At 65.1% G+C, this 19,261-nt stretch carries 18 protein-coding genes; 8 read left to right on the top strand and 10 right to left on the bottom strand.

The window, feature by feature from the left end; translation table 11 throughout:
- Position 1 precedes the first annotated feature (1 nt).
- Positions 2-823, top strand: coding sequence for an N-acetylmuramoyl-L-alanine amidase (locus AC0L2J_RS25795; RefSeq protein WP_473394935.1), 822 nt, complete (start codon positions 2-4; stop codon positions 821-823).
- Positions 824-849: 26 nt separating this feature from the next.
- Here AC0L2J_RS25795 and AC0L2J_RS25790 read toward each other — a convergent pair whose 3' ends face one another.
- The 3 genes from AC0L2J_RS25790 to AC0L2J_RS25780 all read right to left on the bottom strand — a co-directional run bounded on the left by AC0L2J_RS25790 (position 850) and on the right by AC0L2J_RS25780 (position 3,942).
- Positions 850-2,457 (bottom strand): Na+/H+ antiporter, encoded by a 1,608-nt coding sequence (locus AC0L2J_RS25790; protein ID WP_063996467.1) that lies wholly within the window; start codon positions 2,455-2,457, stop codon positions 850-852.
- 48 nt (positions 2,458-2,505) lie between these two features.
- Positions 2,506-3,375: a class A beta-lactamase gene (gene bla / locus AC0L2J_RS25785; RefSeq protein ID WP_473394934.1), complete on the bottom strand. Its 870-nt coding sequence runs from the start codon at positions 3,373-3,375 to the stop codon at positions 2,506-2,508.
- A gap of 192 nt (positions 3,376-3,567) precedes the next feature.
- The gene (locus tag AC0L2J_RS25780; protein WP_473394933.1) at positions 3,568-3,942 is read right to left on the bottom strand and encodes a nuclear transport factor 2 family protein; all 375 of its coding nucleotides are present in this window, start codon (positions 3,940-3,942) and stop codon (positions 3,568-3,570) included.
- Positions 3,943-4,033: 91 nt separating this feature from the next.
- Between AC0L2J_RS25780 and AC0L2J_RS25775 the strand changes: the two genes are divergently transcribed.
- Complete coding sequence (locus tag AC0L2J_RS25775) at positions 4,034-4,462, top strand: GFA family protein (protein ID WP_473394932.1); 429 nt, start codon at positions 4,034-4,036, stop codon at positions 4,460-4,462.
- 180 nt (positions 4,463-4,642) lie between these two features.
- A complete protein-coding gene (locus AC0L2J_RS25770) occupies positions 4,643-6,433 on the top strand; it encodes a caspase family protein (RefSeq protein ID WP_473249876.1) in 1,791 nt (596 codons plus the stop codon).
- 53 nt (positions 6,434-6,486) lie between these two features.
- Here the strand turns inward: AC0L2J_RS25770 and AC0L2J_RS25765 are convergent, their stop codons facing one another.
- A complete protein-coding gene (locus AC0L2J_RS25765; RefSeq protein WP_473249877.1) occupies positions 6,487-7,179 on the bottom strand; it encodes a DUF1345 domain-containing protein in 693 nt (230 codons plus the stop codon).
- Between the two features lie 7 nt (positions 7,180-7,186).
- The gene (locus AC0L2J_RS25760) at positions 7,187-8,110 is read right to left on the bottom strand and encodes a polyprenyl synthetase family protein (protein WP_007615948.1); all 924 of its coding nucleotides are present in this window, start codon (positions 8,108-8,110) and stop codon (positions 7,187-7,189) included.
- Positions 8,111-8,270: 160 nt separating this feature from the next.
- Here AC0L2J_RS25760 and mtgA point away from each other — a divergent pair, with 160 nt between their 5' ends.
- The 3 genes from mtgA to AC0L2J_RS25745 all read left to right on the top strand — a co-directional run bounded on the left by mtgA (position 8,271) and on the right by AC0L2J_RS25745 (position 10,088).
- The gene (gene mtgA, locus AC0L2J_RS25755; RefSeq protein ID WP_063996464.1) at positions 8,271-8,945 is read left to right on the top strand and encodes a monofunctional biosynthetic peptidoglycan transglycosylase; all 675 of its coding nucleotides are present in this window, start codon (positions 8,271-8,273) and stop codon (positions 8,943-8,945) included.
- 169 nt (positions 8,946-9,114) lie between these two features.
- Positions 9,115-9,297, top strand: coding sequence for a 50S ribosomal protein L32 (gene rpmF / locus AC0L2J_RS25750; protein WP_007598106.1), 183 nt, complete (start codon positions 9,115-9,117; stop codon positions 9,295-9,297).
- Between the two features lie 143 nt (positions 9,298-9,440).
- Complete coding sequence (locus AC0L2J_RS25745) at positions 9,441-10,088, top strand: hypothetical protein (RefSeq protein ID WP_473394931.1); 648 nt, start codon at positions 9,441-9,443, stop codon at positions 10,086-10,088.
- A gap of 1 nt (position 10,089) precedes the next feature.
- Here the strand turns inward: AC0L2J_RS25745 and AC0L2J_RS25740 are convergent, their stop codons facing one another.
- Positions 10,090-10,350 (bottom strand): hypothetical protein, encoded by a 261-nt coding sequence (locus AC0L2J_RS25740; RefSeq protein ID WP_473394930.1) that lies wholly within the window; start codon positions 10,348-10,350, stop codon positions 10,090-10,092.
- Between the two features lie 221 nt (positions 10,351-10,571).
- Here AC0L2J_RS25740 and AC0L2J_RS25735 point away from each other — a divergent pair, with 221 nt between their 5' ends.
- Positions 10,572-12,269 (top strand): bifunctional diguanylate cyclase/phosphodiesterase, encoded by a 1,698-nt coding sequence (locus AC0L2J_RS25735; protein WP_063996462.1) that lies wholly within the window; start codon positions 10,572-10,574, stop codon positions 12,267-12,269.
- Between the two features lie 21 nt (positions 12,270-12,290).
- Here the strand turns inward: AC0L2J_RS25735 and AC0L2J_RS25730 are convergent, their stop codons facing one another.
- The 4 genes from AC0L2J_RS25730 to AC0L2J_RS25715 form a co-directional block, all read right to left on the bottom strand.
- Entirely contained in the window at positions 12,291-15,158 is a 2,868-nt protein-coding gene (locus tag AC0L2J_RS25730; RefSeq protein ID WP_473394929.1) for a PAS-domain containing protein, read from the bottom strand.
- Positions 15,159-15,315: 157 nt separating this feature from the next.
- Complete coding sequence (locus AC0L2J_RS25725) at positions 15,316-16,191, bottom strand: GNAT family N-acetyltransferase (RefSeq protein ID WP_473394928.1); 876 nt, start codon at positions 16,189-16,191, stop codon at positions 15,316-15,318.
- A 37-nt stretch (positions 16,192-16,228) separates the two neighbouring features.
- The gene (locus AC0L2J_RS25720; protein WP_007615940.1) at positions 16,229-17,209 is read right to left on the bottom strand and encodes an amino acid--[acyl-carrier-protein] ligase; all 981 of its coding nucleotides are present in this window, start codon (positions 17,207-17,209) and stop codon (positions 16,229-16,231) included.
- 64 nt (positions 17,210-17,273) lie between these two features.
- Positions 17,274-18,491, bottom strand: a complete 1,218-nt coding sequence (locus AC0L2J_RS25715) for an acyl-CoA dehydrogenase family protein (RefSeq protein ID WP_473249879.1) — start codon at positions 18,489-18,491, stop codon at positions 17,274-17,276.
- Between the two features lie 357 nt (positions 18,492-18,848).
- Between AC0L2J_RS25715 and AC0L2J_RS25710 the strand changes: the two genes are divergently transcribed.
- Positions 18,849-19,121: a phosphopantetheine-binding protein gene (locus AC0L2J_RS25710; RefSeq protein ID WP_473394927.1), complete on the top strand. Its 273-nt coding sequence runs from the start codon at positions 18,849-18,851 to the stop codon at positions 19,119-19,121.
- Positions 19,122-19,261 lie beyond the last annotated feature (140 nt).

Raw genomic sequence — 19,261 nt, 5'->3', positions numbered from 1 at the left:
CTTGGGGCAGCCGCGCAGCATCATCGCAAGTCTCGTCTCGACGCTGGTCGCGTCGATCTTGCTATGGTCGCTGGCGCCTGCAGGCTCCGGTCATACTGCTATCGCGCGGAAAATCGTGAAACCCAAGCCGCCGCCCGCGCCGGTCAAATGTGAGATGTCGAAATTCCGGATCATCGTGGATGTCGGGCACACCCCGGACTCCTATGGCGCGTTGAGCGCACGCAACGACACGGAGTTCGGCTTCAACTTCCGGCTCGCAAGTCTGATCACGGCGAAGCTCAAGGCCGAAGGCTTTGCCGCGACCCGGCTGCTCGTCACCGACGGCAAGGCGCGACCGAGCCTGTTCAAGCGCGTCAGCACTGCGAACGATGCCCGGGCCGATCTCTTCCTGTCGATCCATCACGATTCGGTGCCGGACAAACTGATCGAGAGGTGGGAGTTCGACGGGGCGAACAGTTATTTCAGCGACCGATTTTCGGGCCACTCCCTGTTCGTGTCGCAGCGAAATCCGCACTTCGCCGCAAGCCTGATGCTGGCCCGGATGATCGGCCGACAGCTGAAGGATCAGGACCTGCATTATGCCGGCCAATATGCCCTGCCGGTGATGGGCCGCTATCGGCGCCAATTGCTCGACAAGGATGTCGGCGTCTACCGCTATGACGGCCTCGTCGTGCTGTCGCAGACGCGGAGCGCGGCCGTGTTGCTCGAGGCGGGCTCGATCATCAACCGCGATGAGGAGATGACGATGAACTCGCCGGAGCGGCAGGAGATCATTGCGGGCGCCGTGGCGGTGGCGATGAGGGAGTTTTGCGCGAGGCGGTAGGTGGCGCCGCTGGCAATGACGGGAATCTACAGCGGCGCTCCCCGGTACTCCCGGTTCGCCAAGCTCGCCTCCTCCAAATCCAGATCCCGCTCGATTCTCCGGCGCGTCTCGTCGGTGATCTGGCCGTCGCGCAGCAGCTCGTGGATGAATTTACGCTCGGCGGCGATCAGATCGCGGGTCAAGGCGGTGCCGGCGGCGGAGACGTCGTGGTGGGTGGGATCGAGCGAATCGGGCAGCTGGTTGACCCGGATCTCGTGGCGGGCGCGCAGGAGCCGCATCACCTCGTCGGACACGTCCTTCTCCTCGGTCAGCGCATCGAGCGACTTCAGGGCGGCATCGAGCGCCTGGCGCCGTGCCGCGATCTCGGCCTCGTGCTCGGCGGCATGCTCGTTGCGACCGGCTTCCGCGACACCGAGCCAACGCACGACCGGGGGCAGCGTGAGACCGACGCCGATCAGTGTGATGAAGATGACGCCGAATGCGACGAACAGGATCAGGTCGCGAAACGGAAAGGCCTCGCCGCCCGGCAGCGTGAAAGGCAGCGCCAGTGCCGCCGCCAGCGACACCGCGCCGCGCACGCCGGTGAACGCAAGCACGAACGGCCATTGCCACGGTGGGGACGGATCGCGCGCACGCAGCGACTTGCTGAGCATTCGTGGCAGATAGGTCGCAGGATAGAGCCAGGCGAAGCGTGCGATCACGACGACCGCCAGCACCACGGCGGTCGCGATCATGATGTCGTCGAGCGGGAACGCCTTCGACTTCTCGTAGAGCGCGCGCATCTGGAACCCCGTGAGCAGGAACAGCAAGCCCTCGATCAGATAGATCACGAGGTCCCAGAAGAAGATTCCCTGCAGCCGCGTCGATGCCGAGATCAGCAGCGGGCCGTTCCAGCTCACATAGAGGCCACAGGCGACGGTGGCGATCACGCCGGAGCCGCCGAGATGCTCGGGCAGCCAGTAGGACACGTAGGGCGTGATCAGCGACAGTGTCAGCTCGACCTGCGGGTCCCCCGACCATTTGCGGAACCGCAGGGAGAGCCAGCCGACACCGATGCCGAAGGCGATCTCGCCGGCGACGATGAGCAAGAATTCGCCGCCCGCCAGAGGCAGCGAGAAATGCCCGACCATGATTGCGGCAAGCGCGAAGCGGTAGAGGATCAGAGCGGTGGCGTCATTCGCGAGCCCTTCGCCTTCGAGGATGACCATGAGCCTGCGCGGCAAATGCAGCCGGCGCGCGATCGCGAGCGGCGCCACCACATCGGGCGGCGCCACGATGGCGCCGAGCAGGAAGCCGATGGTCCAGGGCAGGCCGATGAAATAATGCGTGGCGGTTGCGACGAGTGCTGTGGTGAAGATCACCGCGCCGACCGCCAGCAGCACGATCGGGCGAAGATTCTTTTTGAATTCGCGCCAGCTCATCGCGACGCTCGCCGAGTAGATCAGCGGCGGCAGCACCATCAGCAGCACCAGTTCCGGCGGCAGCTCGACCGGCGGCATGCCCGGCACGAAGGCGAGGCCGACGCCGGAGAGCATCAGCAGAATGGCAGGCGCGATGTTGAAGCGGCGGGCGACGAGCGCGGTGCCTGCCAGCACGGCGAGCAGGATGAGAAAGGTCTGAAATTTTGCTTCCATGATGATCTGTCTTCACCCGGAAGCGGTCGTAAGGTCAATGTGTGCGGCTTACGCCAGCCGCTCGGCCACCATGCGGCCGATGCGTGCGAACACGGTTTCGATCTGCGCCGCACTCGGCGTGCCGCCCTGCGTATAGGCCGCGATCAGGATCGGTGCATCGGGCTTCGTATCGGGCTTGGGCCAGGCCACCGCGATATCGCCCGAGGCGTCCTTGCCGTTGTTGCCGGTCTTGTCGCCGATTTTCCAGCTTGCGGGGAGCCCGCCACGCAGCCGGTTCGCACCGGTCTTGCAGCCCACCAGCCACTCCGTGAGCTGCGCGTGCGAGGTGGCCGACAGCGCCTCGCCCGCGAGCAGCCGGCGCAGATTGCCTGCCATCGCCGCCGGCGTCGTGGTGTCGCGGGGATCGCCGGGCGGTGAGCGGTTCAGCTCGGGCTCGTTGTGATCAAGCCGCGAGGTGGCGTCGCCGAGCGACCGCCAGAACGCGGTGAGTGCGGCGGGACCGCCGATCCGTGCCAACAACAAATTGGCGCAGGTGTTGTCGCTGAGCTCGACGATCGCCTTGCACATCTCGGTGACCGACATTGCGCCGGCCGCAATGTTTTGCCTGGCGACCGGTGCGTACTCCAGCAGGTCGACGTTGCCGTACGGGATCATGGCCGCAAGCTCATCCTCGCCACGATCGACCCGCGCCAGCACGCAAGCCGCGAGCGAAGCCTTGAATGTCGAGCACATGACGAACCGTTCGTCAGCGCGCCAGGCGAGCTTTGCGCCGGTCGCGAGGTTCTCGGCATAGACCCCAATCCGGCCGCCACTCTCGCGCTCATAGGTTTCAAGCTCAGGCTGCGCGTCTGCGGCGAGCGCAGGGGAAGCGGCAATCCAGCACAGCGAGGCGAGCAGCGAACGGCGGTCAAGAAGCATGGGGGACTCTTGGGCGAGACGGGGGCGGGGTAGAGATGCGGCATGCACTCCATCCGCATCGTCATTGCGAGCGCAGCGAAGAAATCCAGTCTGCCTCCGCGGAAAGACTCTGGATTGCTTCGCTTCGCTCGCAATGACGGAGGATGTGGGACGAGTGTGCCCGATTTCGGGCAGCGGAAGATTAGGCCCCCCTCACTCCCGCAGGTCATACCGATAAGACTTCGACACGATCTGCCAGCCATCGGCGAGCTTCATCGCCACCAGATAGTCCGTGAAAAAACGCGGCGGCAGTTGGCACCGGACCTTGATGAAGGCGGTCTTGTCGTCCGAACGGTCGATCGTGACGATGAAATCCTCGCGCGGCTTGCCTTCGGCCTTGCCGGAGGGGCGCTTGCGCACGCGGTCGAGCCAGTCCGGCACGGTCAGCACCTGCAGCTCGCCCTTCTCGACCCAGCGCAAATCGGCGGAGGGGTGGAAGATGGCGCCGAGCTTTTCGGCGTCGCCCTCGTAAAGTCCGTCGAAGTAAGATTGCACGACGGCTTCGACGCTCGAACGGTTGTGGCTCATGGGTCATCCCTTTGAATGATGGCTCGGGGCGAACTTAGTCGTACACATCAAAATGCGCTATGGTGTCCGTACCATTTGCTAGGACGCGGTGATGACCGGATCAGAGAATTCGAACACTTCCTTCCTGATCGGCGAATGCTACTGCCGCGCCGTGCGCTACGAAGTGGCGGACGCGTTCTCCTATGCGATGAACTGCCACTGCTCGAATTGCCGCCGCACCACCGGCGCCGCCTTCAAGCCGTTCGCCGGCATCGAGCAGAGCAAGTTCCGCATCGTCAGCGGCGAGAACCAGCGCACCATCTACGGTGACGACACCACCCATGACGCCCACTGCGCCCGCTGCGGCTCGCTGCTTTATTCCCGGGTGCGCGAGGGAAAATGGGTCCATGTCGCCATGGGAACCCTGGTCGATGCCCCCTCGATCCGACCGAACGCCCACATTTTCGTGGGCTCGAAGGCGCCCTGGCACGAGATTACGGACAATCTGCCTCAATATCGGGGCCACATCGGGGATGCCTGAGGGAACCTGCTGCGCGCCTGTTTGTCGGCGAACCGCGACCGGACTGGCGCGACAAACAAAAGGGGCCTTTCGGCCTGCCGCCAGCGCCACCTTCGTGACCTCCGTCACAAGCGTCCGCGACGGACCCTGCTAAAGCCGTCCCAAAGGGGCTCGAATGGCCCTGAACCCGGAAGTCGTGTCATGCGCAAATTGCTCAGACTTTGCCCCCTTCTCCTCGCCGTCGCGCTCCTATTCGGCACCGGGCCCGCTTTCGCCGGAAAGCGCGCCGCGTTGGTGATCGCCAATTCCGCCTATCAGCATGCGCCGTCGCTGACGAACCCGGTCAATGACGGTTCGGTGATGGCCAGGACGCTGAAGGAGGCCGGGTTCGATATCGTCGATTCCCGGCACGACCTGACGGCGCAGGAAACCCGGCGCGTGCTGCGCGAATTCGCCGACGGGACCCGCGATGCCGATATCGCCGTGGTCTATTATGCCGGTCACGGCATCGAGGTCGAAGGCTCGAACTACCTGATCCCTGTCGACGCCAAGCTGGAGCGTGACACCGACGTCTTTGACGAGGCGCTCTCCCTCGACCGCGTCCTGGTCGCGGTCGAACCGGCCAAGCAGCTTCGCCTGGTGATCCTGGATGCCTGCCGTGACAATCCGTTCGCCAAGACCATGAAGCGCACGGTCGCCTCGCGCGGCATCGGCCGTGGTCTCGCCCAGGTTGAGCCGACCAGCCCCAACACGCTGATCGCCTATTCGGCCAAGGCCGGCTTCACGGCGCAGGATGGCGACGGTGCGAACAGCCCCTTTACCGTGGCGTTGTCCAAGCATCTGACGACGCCGGGCCTCGATGTCCGTCGCGCCTTCGGCTTCGTGCGCGACGACGTGCTCAAGTCGACAGGTAACAAGCAGGAGCCGTTCGTCTATGGCTCGCTCGGCGGCGAAGACGTGCCGCTGGTGCCGGTCAAGGTGACCGCTGCGGCTGCCGCAGCGCCCGCGCCGAACCCGCAAGCCGACATCCGCCGCGATTACGAACTCGCGCTCCAGGTCGGCAACAGGCCGGCATGGGAGGCGTTCCTCGCCCAGCATTCCGACGGCTTCTATGCGAGCCTCGCCAAGCTTCAGCTCGAAAAAATCGGCGCCGAGCAGGCTCACGCGGCGGCCACCGAGAAGGCGAAACAGGCCGAGGCCGAGCGCGATCGTCTTGCCGCACTTGGCGCGCAGAAGGATACGCAGGCCAAGGCAGCTGCCGATGCGAAGGCTGCCGAGCAGGTACAGCTTGCCGCGCAAAAGGCCAAGGAGCAGGCGCAGCAGCAGGCGGCCGCCGCCGAGCAGCAGCGGGTCAATCTCGCCGCCGCGGCGCCGGGTGCAGCGCCAGCCAGCACGGCAAGCCCAGCCGGCACCAACGTCGCGTCGCTGACGCCGGCCACCGCGCCGGCCGATCTCAGCCGCTCGGTGCAGACCGAGCTCGGCCGGGTCGGCTGCTTCTCCGGCGCCGCCGATGGCAACTGGAATACGTCCTCGCAGCGCTCGCTGTCGCAGTTCAACCGCTATGCCGGCACCAAGCTCGACGTGAAGGTGGCGAGCACTGACGCGCTCGATACAGTCAAGGCGAAGCCTTCACGCGTCTGCCCGCTGGTTTGCGAGCATGGTTTCAAAGCCGACGGCGACAAGTGCAGCAAGATCGTCTGCCGCGAAGGATATGCGGTCAACGCTGACAATGAGTGCGAAAAGCAGCGTGCGGCCAAGCCGGCCAAACCTGCGACCGCCAAGCGCGACGACAGCGACGAGCGTCCCGCACGGCAGCGTCGTCAGGCCAGTGGCGCTGCTGCTGGCGGGGCGGGCGGCTACGGTGCCGCGGGCGGCAGCGGTCAGATTTTTTGCAATGATCTCCTCTGCCGGCCGGTCAGGCGCGGCTGTCACCTTGTGTATCGCGGCGGCGGCGGCCCTCACGTCGATGCCAATGCCGAGGTCTGCAACTGACAAGGGCACTGGTTTCCGACATCGTCATGGCGGAGCCGCCACAATGTCGGGAATCACGTTGAAATCGCGCTCGCCGCGATGTTCACCGTCAGGGCCAGCAAGGCCGTGTTGTAGATGAACGACACGATCCCGTGCGCCGTGGCCGTGCGGCGGATCGTCTTGTCTGAGATGCCGACGTCGGAGACCTGCGCGGTCATGCCGATCACGAACGAGAAATAGACGAAGTCCCAATAATCCGCGTGGTCTTCCTTGTCGCCGCTGGGAAATTGAAGGCCGCCCGGCGTGGCGTGCCGGTAATAATCATGCGCGTAATGCAGCGCGAAGATCGTGTGAACGGCGGCCCATGACAATACGATGGTGGTGATTGCGATGCTCAGCTCCAGGACGCCGCGATGCGGCGTTCCAAGCTCGGAGACGATCGCGGCGATGCTGGCGAAGGCGCCGATCGCCGTCACCAGCAGGATCACGAAGCGACCGTCGTCCTGCATCGCTGCGGCGCGGCGGATGTGCTGGTGATCGTTGCACAGCATCATCGCGTAGACCAGCACCAGATAAACGGCGATCAACGCATCCCAGCCGAACAGAAACCGCGTGACCAGCCGGTGCGAACCCGGGATGAGCAGGCAGACGAGAATACCAACGGCAAGCGATATGAACGTCCGCGGACGCGCATAAATCAGCCGCATCGGCCGCGACATCTTGCGAAAGCGGGCGAGGGCGGGGTCTTCCTTGCTGCCGCCCGCCATCGAGCTATCAGCTCTTCCGTTCGGCCACGAACCGCGCAGCCGCTTGCAGCACGGCGGCGCGATCGCCGAAAATCGAGACCGCGCTGTCGGCGCGCGCGAGCAGGTCGCGCACGCGCTGCTTGGCGCCTTCGATGCCGAGCTGGGTGACGAAGGTGGTCTTGCCGAGCGCTGCATCGGCGCCGGCAGGTTTTCCGAGCGCGGCGGCATCGCCTTCGACGTCGAGCAGGTCGTCGGCGATCTGGAAGGCTTCGCCGAGCGCGCGGCCATAATCGTCCAGCGCCTGATATTCCTTTTGCGAGGCCTGGCCGAGGATAGCGCCGGCGATGCAGCCGTAGCGCAGCAGCGCGCCGGTCTTCATCTGCTGAATGCGGGCGACGTCGATCGGCTCGTTGCCGCCAAAGCGGCCTTCGCCGGCGAGGTCGAGAATCTGGCCACCAACCATGCCGCCGATGCCGGCGCAGCGCGCCAGTGCGCGGGTCAGCAAAAGCCTCACATTGGCGTCGCGATGAATCTCGTCGCGGGTGATGATGTCGAAGGCGAGTGTCAGGAGGCCGTCGCCGGCGAGGATCGCGGTCGCGTCGTCGGTCTTCTTGTGCAGGGTCGGGCGGCCGCGGCGCAGGTCCGAATTGTCCATCGCAGGCAGATCGTCATGGATCAGCGAATAGCAGTGGATGCATTCGAGCGCCGCACCCGCGAGCAGCGCGGCTTCGCGCGGCACGCCGAACACGGCCGCGCTCTCGACCACCAGGAAGGGCCGCAGGCGCTTGCCGCCGTTGAGGCTCGAATAGCGCATTGCGTCCATCAGTCGCTTGGGCCGGGCGATCTCATCAGGCAGGATGTCGTCCGACAGCAGGCGCCCGAGCAGGGCCTCGGTGTCATCAGCGGTCTTGTCCAGACGTTTGGCGAAATCGGACGGGGACGTGCCGGTCATCAAGAAGGACTCCAGAACTAAAATTCGGCGGGACAATCCTTTATGCGCCCGCCTCAGTCAATCGTTTGGAAGGCCTAAAAAGTGCTGGAAAAGGCCCGAATTATCACAGACTTAATGCCGGGCCCGTGGCCGCGTTTCGTTCTGCGCCGGAAAGGTTGATTTGCGCGTCGTCAAAACCCTTCTCCTGGCGCTCGCGGTCGCGGCTCTCGCGCCCTATGTGGTCGCGCCGTTCTACCGTGCCGGCCATCCCGTTTCGACGCTGATGATCTGGCGCTCACTTCGGGGTGCGCCGATGCAGCGGGAATGGATCGATCTGGCGGCGATGTCGCCCTCGCTGCCACGCTCGGTTGTGGCGGCTGAGGACGCCCATTTCTGCAAGCATCACGGCATCGACTGGGGTGCGCTGCGTGAGGCGATCGACGATGCGAAGGAGGACGGCACCCCGTTCCGGGGCGCTTCCACCATCACCCAGCAGGTGGCGAAAAACCTGTTCCTCTGGCAGGGGCGGGACTTCGTCCGCAAGGCGCTGGAATTCCCGTTGGCGCTGTGGATCGATCTCGTCCTGCCCAAGGCACGGATCCTGGAGATTTACCTCAACATCGCCGAACTGGGACCACAGGGCCAGTTTGGGGCCGAGGCCGCCAGCGCCTATGCTTTCGGCAAATCGGCGGCGAACCTCTCCCCCCGGGAGGCGGCGCTTCTGGCCTCGATTCTGCCGAATCCGGTCAAACGCAGCGCCAGGACGCCGGGACCGGGTGTCCGGCGGCTGGCGGGGACCTATGTGGCGCGAGCACAGGCGAGTTCACTTTCGACCTGTTGGCGGGAGAATCGCTGATTTCGGTCCTTTTCGGGCGTATTTTCCGGCCCCGGAGCCCTAGATTTAAGGCAGGCCTTCCTCTATAAGCCCGGCCTTGACCGGCATTCAGCTCGCCTCGGTTTGCGGGTGCTGAGCCGTCCCTCAGCGGACGATGCCCTGATGACACCAATCCCTAGAGGATACTGAAATGGCCGTTCCGAGAAGAAAAACCTCGCCGTCGCGCCGTGGCATGCGCCGCTCGGCTGACGCCATCAAGAAGCCGACCTATGTGGAAGACAAGGATTCCGGCGAACTCCGTCGTCCGCACCATCTCGACCTCAAGACCGGCATGTACAAGGGCCGTCAGGTCCTGAAGAAGAAAGAGTCCTGAGTTCGGGACCTTTCTGTGGGCAGGACGATCGGGCCTGCCTGATTTCGGCCAACCCATGAGATATGACAGTGACGGCGGCGGAGCCAATGCTTCGCCGCCGCATTGTCCTGTCTGGATATCTTGATCGAGAAGGCATTTCGCCGATGGTCGGTTTCCCGCTGCTCCTGATCCCGCTCGCGGTCTACAACATCATCGCCTTCCTGATGCCGAGCGTGTCCTTTACGGACGTGCTGTTCAGGGTGCCGATGATCACGGGCGAGGCCTGGCCGGTCACGCTCGCCGACGTGATGCTCGCGCTAGGTATCGTGCTGCTGCTGCTCGAAGTGGTCAAAGGCGCGCGGCCCGGCGCGAAATTCCTGATGGATCATCTGCTGTCGCTGATCGTGTTCGGCGCGGCTGCGGCCGAATTCGTGATGTGGCCCAAATTCGGCAACTCCACCTATTTCCTTCTGGTGCTGCTCGCGATGGCCGATTTCCTCGGCGGCATCGCCCAGCGCACCCGCCGCCGCGTCGCTTATGTCGCCGAAACGACGGTGCCCGCGCGCCGCAAGGCCAAGCGCCAGGCCGAGACGCCGGCGGATGAAGGGACGTTCGAGCCCAAGTTCGAGCCAGTGTCCGCTCCGCAACCAGCTCCGGCGGAGCCGCCGGCGCCTACGGCACAATCGGTCGCCGAATCCGTGCTGATGGATCACCCGGCGCCGAAGCCTGTGAGTACGCCCTCGCCGGAAATTCCCTCGCCGCATTTGCAGCCGGGCAACGGCACCCAGCCGTCTCCCGACGCGCCGCGCTGATTCAAGCCACCTGCCGCGTGCGCGCGGTGACGCTCGGAAGCGGGCGCTTGCCGCCATAGGCGACCTGCGCATCCTCGGAAGACACGCGGCGCAGCCGGCTCGCCTGGGGAAGGTGCTCGGCATTGGCAATGAGCTGGGCGACGAAGCTGGGGTCCGGGCGCGGCAGCGGTGCCTTGTGGACCCACTGCAGAATCGGCATCAGCGGCACCAGGGCCGAGCCCATGCCGTTGTCCGAGGCGTTCGATCGATCGGTACTCAACATCGCAATCACCGTTGACCCGGCCTGGATTGTCGCGTTTCGAGACGCTGGCGCCGGTGCGTGTCATGTACTCGCAAGGCCTATGCCGGGCGGGCCGGTTTGGTTCCTGCACGCGAAGAAACGTGGTTTCCAAATTGTTTATCAACTTTGCCTAGGGTCAATGGCGAATCTGGCTTTATCCTGTGCCGGCTCAGGACTCCCCGCTGTCCCGAAACGAGGCGATTTTGACCCCCGCATTGCCGCAAGCCTCCGACATCCTGGCCGCCCTCGGCCAGGCCGTGTTCGCCTGGGACATCGCCAGCGATGTCATCGTCTGGGGTGAGCAGGTCAGCGCCATCTTTCCCGGGATTCCCGCCGAACGGCTGGCCACCGGCGCCGAATTCGCCAGGCTGATCGAGCCCGCGCAATCACAGCGAACCGCCGCGCTGGCGCAGACCTCAGCCGTGCATGGCGCCGACGGCACGCCCTACCGGGTCGAGTACGGCGTGCGCATGAGCGCCGCCGATCCCATGGTCTGGATCGAGGAGAACGGCCGCTGGTTCGCCGGCCCCGACGGCCGCCCGGTGCGTGCGATCGGCTCCGTCCGCATCAACAATGAACGCCACGCCCGCGACGAGGAACTGACGAAGCTGGCCCGGCTCGATCCGCTGACCGGCGAGCTCAATCGCTCGCATCTGATAGCCGCGCTGGCCGAGGCCATCGAGGAGACGACCCGTTTCCGCTCGACCGCGGCCTTCATGCTGGTCGGCATCGATCATCTCGCGCGTGTCAACGAGGCCTTCGGCTTCGACGTTGCCGACGCCGTGATCCTCGACGTCGCCACGCGCATTCGCGCGCGCTTGCGCGGTGGCGACGTGCTCGGCCGCTTCTCCGGCAACAAGTTCGGGCTGATCCTGAAGAACTGCACCGTCGACGACATGAACGTCGCCGCCGAGCGCTTCCTCGTCGGCATCCGCGATGAGGTGGTGCCGACCAAATCCGGCCCGGTGTCGGTCACCGCCTCGATCGGCGCGGTCAGCGTGCCGCGCTATGCCCGCAACACCGATGAAGCCGTCAATCGCGCCCATGAGACCCTGGACACCGCGAAACAACGTCGCGTCGGCTCGTTCGCCGCCTGGCGCCCGGATGCCGCGCGCGACGCCCAGCGCCGCGTCAACATCCGCGTCACCGACGAGATCGTCACCGCGCTGAACGAGCGCCGCATCAAGCTGGCCTATGAGCCGGTGGTTGCTGCTCTCTCGCGCGAGTGCGCTTTTCACGAATGCCTGGTGCGGATGGACCAGGGCGACGGTCAGGTGCTGCTCGCGCCCGACATCGTGCCGGTCGCGGAAAGGCTCGGCCTGATCCGCCTGGTCGATCACCGCGTGCTCGAGCTCGTGGTCGCCGAGCTCGCGGCCGCGCCCGACATCTGCCTCAGCCTCAACATCTCGCCGGACACCACCATGGATCCGGATTGGTGGGCCGGAATCGAATCGCTGATGCGGGCCCATCCCGGCGTCGCCGAGCGGCTGATCGTCGAGATCACCGAAACCGTCGCGATCCAGGACATCGACGACGTGCGCGGCTTCGTCACGCGGCTGAAGAATTTCGGCAGCCGCATCGCCATCGACGATTTCGGTGCCGGCTACACCTCGTTCCGCAATCTGCGCAAGCTCGGCGTCGACATCGTCAAGATCGACGGCGCGTTCGTGCAGAACATCACTCGTTCCGCCGACGACCGGGCCTTCGTGCAGACCCTGATCGACCTCGCCCGCCGCCTCGACATCAAGACGGTGGCCGAATGGGTGCAGGACGAAGAAGCTGCGAACATGCTGCGCGACTGGGGCTGCGACTACATTCAGGGCCGCCTGATCGGGCTCGCCTCAGCCGACCGCCCCTGGGGCGCGCCGCCGCCGGACAGCGCGTTGCCCGCAGCAGGTTAGGGGTCAATCTGAGCCGGATCCCTACGCCACCCGCAGTACTGCGTTAAGGCCCTCGATAACTCGCACGACCTCCGCGGCCGGGCACGGCCTGCCGAAATAATATCCCTGTACGGCGGTGCAGCCGCATTCGCGGACGAAGTCGAGTTGTTCAATCGTCTCCACGCCTTCTGCCGTGGTCTCGACGTTGAGCACCGAGCCGAGGCTGGCGATGGTGCGGACGATCGCCATACTCTCAGGGCTTTCGCCGAGCGTGCCGACGAAGGAGCGGTCGATCTTGATGCGGTCGAACGGAAACTTGCGCAAATAGCTCAGCGAAGAATAGCCGACGCCGAAATCGTCGAGGCTGACGCGCACCCCCAACGCGCGGAGCTGGTGCAGGATCTCGATCGTCGCTTCGCTGTCGTCGAGCAGTGCCGTCTCGGTGAGCTCGAGTTCGAGCCGATGCGGCGGCAATCCGGCCTCCGCAAGCGCGCTCGTCACCATCGTCACCAGCCCGCGCGAGCGGAATTGCACCGGCGAAAGGTTCACGGCGACGGTGAGATCGGGCCAGGTCGCGGCGGTCGCACAGGCCGTGCGCAGCACCCATTCTCCGATCGGAAGGATCAGCCCGTTCTCTTCCGCAATCGGAATGAATTCGGTCGGCGAGACGAGTCCACGCGAGGGATGTTTCCAGCGCAGCAGCGCCTCGAAGCCGGTAAGTTCGGTGGTATCGAGCCGCACCTGCGGCTGGAACGCCAGGTGGAATTCACGGGCCTCCAGCGCGCCGCGCAGATCGCGCTCCAGCGCGTGCCGGCTGCGAGCCTCTTCCTCCATTTCGGGCTCGAACATCCGATAGGCGCCGCGCCCTTTGGCCTTGGCCTGGTAAAGCGCGAGGTCGGCGCATTTCATCAACTCGTCGGCATCGAGCCCGTGATCGGGCGCGATTGCGATGCCGACGGAGACGCCGACATGGATCGACTGGTTCTCCAGCGGCGGCGGGTGACCGATGATCCCGACCAGGCGGCATGCGAGCCTTTCTGCCGATTGCGGCTGCGGTCCGCGCTGGAGAACCGCGAATTCGTCGCCACCGAGCCGCGCGACGGTGTCGTGCTCGCCGATATTCTCCTGCAGCCGCGCCGCGACCCAGCGCAACAGCCGGTCGCCGGCCGCGTGGCCGAGGCGGTCGTTGACGGTCTTGAAATTGTCGAGGTCGAAGCACAGCACGGCCATCGCGCCGCCGGCGACCGCGACCTGGTTCAGCCCCTCGCCCATTTTTTCGCGGAATAGCGTGCGATTGGGCAGGTCGGTGAGCGAATCGTGCCGCGCCATGTGCGCCACGCGGGCCTGGGCCTTGTGGCGTTCGGTGACGTCCTCATAGGTGACGACCCAGCCGCCGTGCTCCATCCGCTTGTGATTGAGCTTTATGATGCGGCCGTCGCTCAAATAGCGGTGCAGCGTGTGCTCGCCCACGCGCAGCCTCTCGACATAGTCGGCATAGAGCCGCGCGGCGGTGGTGTTTGGATGGATGCCGAGCTCGCAGCTGTGCTCCATGATCTCACGCATCGACACACCCGGCTTCACCAATTCGGGTGACAGTCCGTACATCTCGATATAGCGCCGATTGCAGACGATGACACGCAAGTCCGAATCGAGCATGCACAGGCCCTGGCTCATGTTGTTCAGGGCCGCGTCGAAGCGCCGATACTGCTCGCTCAGCTCTTCGACTGCGTGCTCGCGTTCGGTGATGTCCTCGTAGGTGGCCACAAAGCCACCCTCGGCCAGGGCGCAATAGCGCACCGAGATCGTAGTGTCGTTCGACATCCGCCGGCGCATCGGCGAGGAGTTGCGGTCCGCAATTCTTGCGCTGGCGGCTTCCAGGAGTTGTTGCGGACTATACTCGGACGAGAACGCGCCGTTTGCCATCGAGCGTTCGATCAGTTCGCCGAGATGCGTGCCTGGCTTGGCTTCCTCCGGCGAGAGCCGATAGATCTTCCGGTAGGTGGTGTTGCAGACGCGCAGGCGCATGTCGCTGTCGTAGAAGGCGAGCCCGTGCGCCATGTTTTCCAGCGCCGCATCGAGCATGAAATTCTGCTGCCTCAGCGTCTCCTCGTATTGCAGCCGCTCGGTGACGTCTTCGTGCACCGTCACCCAGCCGCCGTCGGGCAGAAAACGGGAAACCACCTGCACCATCCGTCCGTCATAGCGCATCACCAGCAAGGTTTTCGTCTTCCTGGTGCGCACGTCCTCCAGCCTGGTGTCGTGGAATTCCTCACCCGGCATGCCCGGCAGGTTGCCGCGCGACATCCAATGCTCGATGACCGTACCATGCGAGACGCCCGGCTTCACGATGTCCGGGTCGAGATTGTAGAGCTTCAGGAAGCGATCGTTGCAGACGACGACGCGGCTGTCGGCGTCGTACATGATCAACCCGTGCGACATGTTGGCGAGCGCGTGCTGGCTGCGCTCGGTCTGCACGCGCAGCTCCGCCTCGACCCGGGCGAGGCGGCTGATGTCGTCGCAGATCGTCATCCAGCCGCCGCCGGGGAGCGGCTTCAGCTCGAGCGCCATGACGAGGCCGCTCGCGAGCGTCTGTTGAGTCCGGAACGGCCGGCCGGCTGCGATCCGCGCCATGCGCGCGGCATAGAGTGCGTCGACTTCCCCCGCGGGGATGTTGCCGAGTGCCACGCTGTGGGCGAGCACGTCACGGTAGCTCGTGCCGACCCGCACCTTCTCGGCCGACATGTTGAACAGGCTGAGATAGCGCTGATTGACCAGCACGATCCGGTTGGCGGCATCGTAGACGCAGACGCCTTGCTCCATGTGGTCGAGCGCAAGCTGGCTCAGCCCGACCAGGGCCTTCGGGCCTTGCTCGCGGCGTGCATCAAGCTCGTTGTCGCGGATCGACGTCATGGGGGCGGCGGGGCCTCGGCGGGCAATCGACCTAACGCAAGGTAATTCAGTCGCCGAGGCTAGCGAAGAGACGGGAAAATTCCCTTAAGCGCCGTAGTTTACGGAGGGTGGCCGGCGATGCAGGGATGCTGCCAATGTGGAGGGCGTGCGAGGCGGCCTACGGCCCGTACAGCACGAGTTCCGTATCCGTGAGATCGGCGAGCTGCGGCCGGTGCGGGCCCTTGAAATATTTGCGGCCGCGACGCTCGGTGTAGATGCCGACGAGGCCGGGAACCGGGCCGTTGGAATCGACGGCGACCGCGATCTTGCCGAGCCGCAGCAGCAGCCGGCCGATGCGGCCCGCGCATTCGGTGTATTCGGCCGCGTTGCGGCAGTAGATCAGCTTCATCGCGGGCGGCGCAATGATGCCACGGCGGATGCGCACCGGTTGCAGGATGAAGGGGAACGCTCCCTTCGGCGTGCGGCAGACGAGGCTGAGGCAATTGTACCGCGCATGCCGCGTCAAGAGCTCGGTCTCGGCATCGGAAAGCCCGTCGATCGTCTTGGCGTGCTGCGAGATGACTTCGATCGTGCTCCAGCGAGGGACGCGCGCCAGCGCAGGCACCGAGAAGAATATACCCCTGCAATAGGCGCGAAAGCCCTGCGTCTCGATGATCGGCCAGGTCCATGGCGCCGGGCTGATGTTGAGATAGGTGACGTCCTTGTGCCGCTGCGCGATCTTGGTCAGGAGCGGGGCGTAGTTGCGGTAGGCCGGATCGACGTACCAGCTCGACAAATTGCACTGGATGGCGGTCTCATCGTCGTCCCTCCGCGCCGTGTAGATCAGCAGCAGCACACCGACCGGCGTACCGTCATTGTCGAGCATGTAGCCGAAGCGCGGGTAGCCATCCGGTACAGGCCGGAAGGCTTGCCGGCGCAGGCCCTGGATCCAGTAGCTGCGCGAGCGGCCGACGAAGCCGCGCGTCAGCAAGTCGGCGACCGCATCGACGTCGGACTCGGTGATCTCGCGGCATCGGACCTTGGTATGGATCACGCTCGTCTTTCCCGTGGAAATGACCGGCCTCGTTCCGTTAGCGCCAGCCTTCGCCGTGGGCATCGGCCGCGATCTGCGGCTGCAGGCCCATGATCTCCCGCACCTTGGCGGGCCAGGCGGAAGGGTCGGTGCCGTGGGTGTGGAACATGGCGACGGCCAGGCGGTCCATGCCGAAAGCGACGCAGCCGGTGTGGGCCGGCTCGCCATTGGCGTCCTTGATGTCCCAGGTCGTGCCGAAATGCTCGCGGTGATAATTGAAGCTCATGCAGGCGGTCGGCTGCTCTTCCGAGCGCAGCGGGATCAGCAGTTCGAACTTGAGCTGCTGCTGCTTCTGGCTGACCGCCTTCATCTGACCGACGCGGCCGAAGAACGGATCGCTCGCGTAATCGACGCGGAAGGTGAGACCGAGATCGGTAGCAATCGCCTGCGCCCGCACCATCCAGCGCTCGCGGAAATCGGCGACGTCATCGGGGCTGCCGATGCAGACATATTCCCGCATCCGGAACGATTGCAGCCGGTCGAGATGTTTTGACGGTTCACGGCGGAAGCAGTCGGCGGCGACGTCGAAGCGCAGGCCGCCCTTCGGCAACTGGCCGCGGCTCGCCGCGATCGGATAGACGGGATAGCAGGCCGCCGGCGACAGCACGAGGTCTGCCGGCGAGAGCGAGCTGGTCCAGTCGCCGCCGGCATCGAAGCGGCTGACCGCGGCGTTGATCTCGCGCTCGGTGCCGTGCAGGCCGCAGACGCAACCGAGTAGGTTCGGAAAGCTCTTGAGGTAGCCGGATTTTTCCAGCTGAGACCGGCTCATCACCGGCGGGAAGCGCATCACTTCAGTGCCGGCCTCGCGATGGCTCGTGATCAGCGCGGCGAGCTTTTCGACGATGCCCTCGTAAAGCGCGGTGCGGGCATAGACGCCGTCCGAGCCCATGGGATGGAACAGCTTCTCGGCGAGATGATCCAGCGGATCCACGATCTGCGGCGCGGTCTCAGGCGAGTTGGGGAGAACAACAATGTTCATGTTCGGCTTCCTGCTATCTGAAATTATTCTTATTGAACGAAGGCACGTCGGTCTCGAAAGCTCGTCAGTCCCGAAGGCTTGTCGGCACGCCGCTCATCAGGGTCGATGTTGCGGCATTGGCCAGAATGCGGTCGTTGTTGATCATGATCGGCGACGACAGCACGTCGCGCAGGTGGCGGCCCATGGTAAACTCACCGTCGTTGCGGTAGCCGGAAAGGCCAGCGGTGCGCATCGCATGCATCACGGTCTCGACCGCGAGCTCCGAGGCCTGCACCTTCAGAAGCGTGATCGAAGACTGGAAGTCGAGCGAGCCGAGCGCGCGTTCGTCGTGCTCGGCGCGAGCAAAGGCGTCGATATTGGCCGATATCAGCGCCCGCAGCTTGGCCAGCGACATCTTGGCGGCGGTGAAATGCGCGGCTGCCGGGGGCATCTGACCGCCTGAGGTGCGGGCCGCCTTGCGGACGAAAGCCTGCGCGCGGGTGACTGCGGCTGCAGCGATACCAGCCCAGGCCGAGGACCAGCACAGATGCGCGAACGGCGTCATGGTCTGGGCGTGGATCTTGTCGTAGGATTCCGGGAAGACGCGGTCGGTCGGGCAGTCGACCTTCAGCTCGAAACCGGTCGAGCAGGTGCCGCGCATGCCGAGCGTTTCCCAGCCCAGCGTCCGCTTCAGCGAATAATCGTCCCTGGCGAGCGCCAGCAGCACCTGGTCGGACGCAGACGCGTTGGTGGCGCGGCGGGCGATGGTGACGAGGCCGTCGGCCTCGGCACCGTAGGAGATCACGGTGGCGTCGCGCAGCAGCGAGACGGTATCGCCGGCGACGTCGACGGCGGCGGCGCTGGCGCGGATGTTGCCGCCGTTCTGGCCTTCGGTGGTGGAGGAGGCGAGCAGCCACTGGTCGCGCGCGACCCGGCGCATCATGGTTTCCATCCAGGGGATGCCGTGGCCGTGCCTGACGATGCAGGCGACTTTTGTCGTGTGCATGGCGTAGATCATCGCGGTGGAGGCGCAGGCGCGTCCGAGCGTGTAGCAGACGTCGGTGACGTCATGGATCGAGGCACCGAAGCCGCCGAACTCGGCCGGGATCATGACGCCGAGCAGCTTTTGCTCACGCGCGACCTCGAAAGCCTTGTGCGGGAAGCGGGCATCGCGATCGACCCCGTCTGCGTCGGCTGCCGCCACGGTGGCGGTCCGGGCGGCGCGCTCGACGAGGGACGGACCCTGCTCGAGAAAGCTCGTCTGCGCCTCGTCGACAGTGAGGACTGCTTCACGCACGTTCATACTCGTCCGCCTCCGGTTTGCCGTTCAGGATCGCCGGCATCATTCGCGATGCCGCTTGAGCGATCCTTCGACCATCTTTGCTTATGAGATGAGGCTACGGATTTAATTCAAATTCGTCGATGAAATAGAGGGTAAACAAAGCCCAATTCCGAACGAACAGTTAAGTTCGGGTTGTTTGCATCGTCCGGATTCCCGCGATCGCGTTAGGGATCTGTAAGAAGCCGGAAATCCAGACAATCTGAGTCATCGTTTACTAAGAAACGCGAAGTAATGGTGGCGTCCATTGCGGGATCGGCCCGCCGTGCCCATCGTAGCGGGCAACCGGTCCGACCTATGTCGACAGATGGGAATTTACCGATGCAGGCTTTCGATACCGAATTGCGCAATCGCATCATCAAGCTGGTGAAGGGCATCCTTGCCCAGAACTCGCTCTCCGCCGAGATTACGCCGCAGGCCAAGCTCGTCGACGTCGGCCTGACCTCGATGGACATGGTCAATCTGATGCTCGGCGTCGAAGCCGAGTTCGACTTCACGATTCCCCAGTCCGAGATCACACCGGAGAACTTCCAGTCCGTCGAGACCCTGGAGCGCATGGTCGCGACCCAGCTGCAGTCGGCGGTCGCGGCATAATCGAGATTTCCGGCGTGGGGGGGGGGGGGGGGGGGGGGGGGGGGGGGGGGGGGGCGGGGGGGCGGCCGGGGGGGGGGGGGGCGGCGCGGGGGGGGGGGGCGGGGGGGGGGGGGGGGGGGGGGGGGGGGGGGGGGGGGGGG

This window comes from Bradyrhizobium sp. MV1.5 (genome assembly GCF_055807615.1).
Note: the sequence above shows the minus strand (reverse complement) of the source record. Positions and strands in the feature narration are given on the sequence as shown.